Origin of the sequence: Chitinophaga sp., assembly GCF_036566945.1 — a bacterium.
In the GTDB taxonomy this organism is placed as follows: domain Bacteria; phylum Bacteroidota; class Bacteroidia; order Chitinophagales; family Chitinophagaceae; genus Chitinophaga.
Genome location: NZ_DATCVJ010000485.1, coordinates 1 through 4,569, shown reverse-complemented (window position 1 = coordinate 4,569; position 4,569 = coordinate 1). Strand labels below are relative to the sequence as shown.

At 44.4% G+C, this 4,569-nt stretch carries 4 protein-coding genes; 1 reads left to right on the top strand and 3 read right to left on the bottom strand.

From position 1 onward, the window contains the following. Positions 1-212: 212 nt before the first annotated feature. Positions 213-1,979: a chloride channel protein gene (locus VIP81_RS14880; protein WP_331962112.1), complete on the bottom strand. Its 1,767-nt coding sequence runs from the start codon at positions 1,977-1,979 to the stop codon at positions 213-215. A 146-nt stretch (positions 1,980-2,125) separates the two neighbouring features. Between VIP81_RS14880 and VIP81_RS14875 the strand changes: the two genes are divergently transcribed. Continuing rightward, positions 2,126-2,794 (top strand): Crp/Fnr family transcriptional regulator, encoded by a 669-nt coding sequence (locus tag VIP81_RS14875; protein ID WP_331962109.1) that lies wholly within the window; start codon positions 2,126-2,128, stop codon positions 2,792-2,794. Positions 2,795-2,998: 204 nt separating this feature from the next. Here VIP81_RS14875 and VIP81_RS14870 read toward each other — a convergent pair whose 3' ends face one another. Then, a complete protein-coding gene (locus VIP81_RS14870) occupies positions 2,999-3,691 on the bottom strand; it encodes a Crp/Fnr family transcriptional regulator (RefSeq protein ID WP_331962106.1) in 693 nt (230 codons plus the stop codon). Next, positions 3,666-4,463, bottom strand: a complete 798-nt coding sequence (gene cobA, locus VIP81_RS14865; RefSeq protein WP_331962103.1) for a uroporphyrinogen-III C-methyltransferase — start codon at positions 4,461-4,463, stop codon at positions 3,666-3,668. The genes VIP81_RS14870 and cobA overlap by 26 nt, the downstream gene beginning before the upstream one ends. Positions 4,464-4,569 lie beyond the last annotated feature (106 nt).

Genomic DNA, 4,569 nt, shown 5'->3' with positions numbered 1-4,569 from the left:
ATAAACGGCTTCTCCTGTATTTACATCCTTATACACAGCTTAATATCAACTTATCACTGTAACAACAACAACATTTTTACTAACAGTAAAAGGCTCAATAACCTTCTAACCTAAATTAAGTAAGAGGTTATTGAGCCTTTTGGGCAAGAGTTGTGCAACAGCCACCTTAGGAACAGCCCCTGCATTCAACCTATCTCTAAAAACGACACATTTTAACGCACCAGCAATCTCTTACCCCTGGCCATCAACCGCAACAGGCGGGTATTACCGTAGAAGGCTGAATGATACCTGCCATCCGCTTTACGGCGTTCTCCATAAGCTCTTAATACCGCGTCTGCGGTGACCATTCCGATTACTTTTTTATCTGCATCCAGCACCGCCAGCACATCTGGTGCATAACTATCGAATAGTTCGGTCACTATGTTGATATCATCGGAAGCATACACATAAGGCGTTGCTGTTTCCAGACTGGCAGGAATATCTTTCCCGTTGTGGGCCAATAAACCGGCCCTGTTGATATATCCTTTGAAATAACCTTCCTCATCGGTGACCAGCAGATACTGATAATAATAGCCTTTCGTTTGCTGCTGCAACAAAGTGCTGGCCTGTACCAGCGTCATGTTGTTACGCAATATTACAGACGGAATCGAAGCAACCACAGATACATTGATGAGCTGCAGGATATCCGGCGTATATTCATCGGGGGCGGTAACGCCTCGGCGGCGGATCTTCTCTGTCATGATACTTCCTTTCATAAGGAAAAAGGAAACAAAATAAGCAGCGGTACAGGCGCCAATCAATGGAAGCAAGCCATGCGTCTGACCAGTTGTTTCCAATGAAAACACAATCGCTGTCAGCAAGGCACGGGAAGCTCCTGCAAACATAGCCGCCATGCCTATCAGGGCCGCTGTAGCGATATTAATGTCGCTGCCGGGAAATAATTTCAGTACGCCTATGCCCAGCAAAGCGCCCAAAGCGCCGCCAATAGTAAATAAGGGAGCCAGCGTACCACCGGAAGTACCACTACCCAGAGATATTACCCAGGAAAGATATTTAAGCACGCAGAGCGATATCACCAGCGCCAGTGGCAGGTTACCGGTCAACAGGTTCTTAATGTTATCATATCCTACGCCCATGGTATGCGGGGCAAAATATCCTATCACACCTACTGCTACCGCGCCCAGTGCAGGCCACCACATCCAGTGAATGGGTAGTTTTTCAAACATATCTTCTACAAAATAAACCGACCTGGATACGTAAGCGGCAACTACCCCTACAACGGCGCCCATAAGCACATACGTGAGCAGTGCAATATCTGATACCGCCGGAATATCGGGCATGGCAAATACCGGATGACTGTCGAATAAAGCAATGTGCATACCTGCGCCCACAATACAACCCATAGCCACCGGGATCACGGCACGGGGAGAAAATTCAAACAACAATAATTCTATCGCCAGCAAAATGGCCGCCAGCGGACTACCGAAAATCGCTGCCATACCAGCACAGGCGCCGGCTGCCAGTAATACTTTTCTTTCGGCCGAAGAAATATGAATCACCTGTCCCGTAAAAGAACCGATGGCGCCACCGGTAGCAATGATAGGACCTTCTGCACCAAAGGGTCCGCCTGTACCAATGGAAATGGCGGCAGACAATGGTTTCAGCAAAGTTATCACCGGTGGTATTTTACTTTCGTTCAAAATAATATTCTCCATGGCTTCCGGGATACCGTGGCCACGAATGGCTTTGCTGCCAAAACGCGCCATCACCCCTACTATCAAACTACCTATTATAGGCACCAATATAACGATCCAACCCAGATGATTACCGGCAGGCCCTCCTTCTTCAAAGGAGAATTGACCATAAAAAGAAAGATTGGTAATAAGACTGATCAGCATCACCAGTCCTTTTGCTACCAAACCTATAGCCAGGGCGTTGATGCCGGCCTGCATACTGAGGTAAAGTACTCGCCGGGACATATTTCCGGCCAACTTTTGCTCTTTTTTATGATTCATACTATATAAAATGATAATCAAAAACTAAAAATCAGCACAAAATATGATCTAAATCATATTAAAACCTATTTTTTCTTTCAAAAACCCAAAAAAACATTACTATTGCAATCATGAAAAAAGCCGGGACCTGCGATTTAAAAACGTGTTTTCTTTGCCAGTTCAGCATTCCGGAGTGGATTGCAGCAGTGGCAGATCATAAACAACACCTGTTTTATAAAAAAAATGAAGTCATCTTCCAGGAAGGGCAGCCTGTAAAAGGCATTTTTTTTCTGTATGAAGGGAAAGTGAAAGTGCACAAACAATGGGGGGCCGATAAAGATCTCATCGTTCGTTTTGCACAAAAAGGGGATATACTCGGGCATCGCGGATTGGGAAGCGGAGAGCGTTTATACACCGTGTCTGCTACGGCTTTGGAAGACACCACCGTATGTTATACGGACCTTGCTTTTTTTGAAGCATCGCTGAAAGTCAATCCCAACCTTACTTTGAAACTGATGCAGTTTTATGCAGATGAATTGCAGGAAGCAGAAAGAAAGATGCGCAACCTGGTGCACATGGATGTAAAAGGCCGGCTGGCAGATGCTTTACTGGAAATAAGCCGTTTACATAACGATACACAGTTTACCATCAACCGTCAGGATTTAGCCTCTTTTGCCGGCACCACGTATGAAACTATTTACCGCAATCTGCAGGAGTTTATACAGGAGAAATTAATTGCAGTCGAAGGCAAAGCCATTCATATTTTAAATGAGAAGAAGTTGAAGAAGTATGTAGGGTAGCGAGTTTTTGTCTTTCCCAGGATTATACTGATTTAGATGATTTTCAGGATTTTATTTTTATTGACTTTATAAGATTTTAAAAAAGATTAGCGTAGACATAAGCGAGTATCCGCTTGTATCTACGCTAATCTTTTTTAAATCTTATAAAATAAAATCTTGAAAATCATCTAAATCAGTATAATCCTGAGAAAGACAAAAACTCGCTCAGGTAATTTCTGTTAACCGTAATAATTTAGCCTCATTCAGTATCGTAAAGTGTTTACCGGAAACCGCTACCAGTCTTTCTTCTATCAATTCATTCAATATTCTGAAAGTCGTTTCGTAGGTAGCGCCGATGTAAGAAGCAAAGTCTTGTTTGGAAAGGGGAAGATCTATAAATCCATCTTTATTAAATCCGAATTTTTGCCGGAGCAGTATGAGTGCATTCGCCATGCGGCCTTTGACCGACATATGTGCCAGGTTGCGCATATGCTTTTCAGAAGACTGTAATTCCTGTGCATAAAACAGCATGAGTTCATATAACAGGTCATGATTTATTTTGAGAGATGTCTGAAAAAAATCCATCTCTATAAAACAAACTTTTACCTGTTCCAGCGCGGTGGCAGATACCGGATACAGTTGTTCCGGGCCGCCCATACCGCGATGTCCTACGATATCTCCTTTTTGTGCAAAACGAACGATGAGTTCTTTTTCTGTTCCCCAGTGTTTATGCACTTTCATCCGGCCTTCATAAATGAAGTAGATCCCATTTACTTTATCGCCTTCGGTAAACAAGGTTTCGCCTTTGTTCAGGATAAAGTTTTTGCGCTGCAAAGCCACTGCCGGCGCCCATTCTTTCAGGGATAGCCTGCAAAGGAGACAGGTTTTTCCATCACAACCCGCTTTGTCTTTCTTCATGTATTGTATCGCTGTTTTGTGATTGTTGTACTGTTTCATCTGCCAGTATTGCCTGTAGTTTCACTACTTCACCTACCACAATAATGGCGGGGTTGCCCATACCGGCGGCCTGTGCTCTCCATACAATATCTTTTACGGTGCCAATCACCATTTGTTGCTGCGGAGTGGTACCATTTTGTATAATGGCTACCGGCGTATCGCTTTTCCCGTGTTGCGCAAAGAGCTGCATGATGCCTTCCAGTTTGCTCATGGCCATTAATATAACCACGGTGGCGGTGGAGCGGGCTGCCAGTTCAATATCAGCGGAAATGTCGCCGGAGCGGGTGGTACCGGTGGTAACCCAGAAACTTTCCGCCACACCTCTGCAGGTCAGTGGAATCATCTGGGAAGCGGGTACCGCTATCGCGCTGGAGATGCCGGGTATCACTGTTACTTTGATGCCGTGTTGTCTGGCCGTTTGTATTTCTTCCACAGCCCTGCCAAATACAAAGGGATCTCCTCCTTTTAATCGTACTACGTGGCCATGGGCCGTCGCCATTTCCACGATGCGCTGGTTGATTTCCTGTTGGGATAGCGCGTGACAGCCATAGCGTTTTCCCACAAACTGAATAATGGCGCCTGGCGCTGCATATTCCAGCAATGATTCATTTACCAATGCGTCATATAATATAACATCTGCCTGGCGGATGGTATTGATGGCTTTCAGGGTCATCATTTCAGGATCTCCGGGTCCTGCTCCGACTAAAGATAGAGATGGAATTGACACATGCATACATATTACAATTATAATTATTTAATCTTTTTACGATGGTTGATACCTAAAATTAAAACAAAATCGCGTAATTTTATAACCAACATCATACACCTACCTCCAAAAT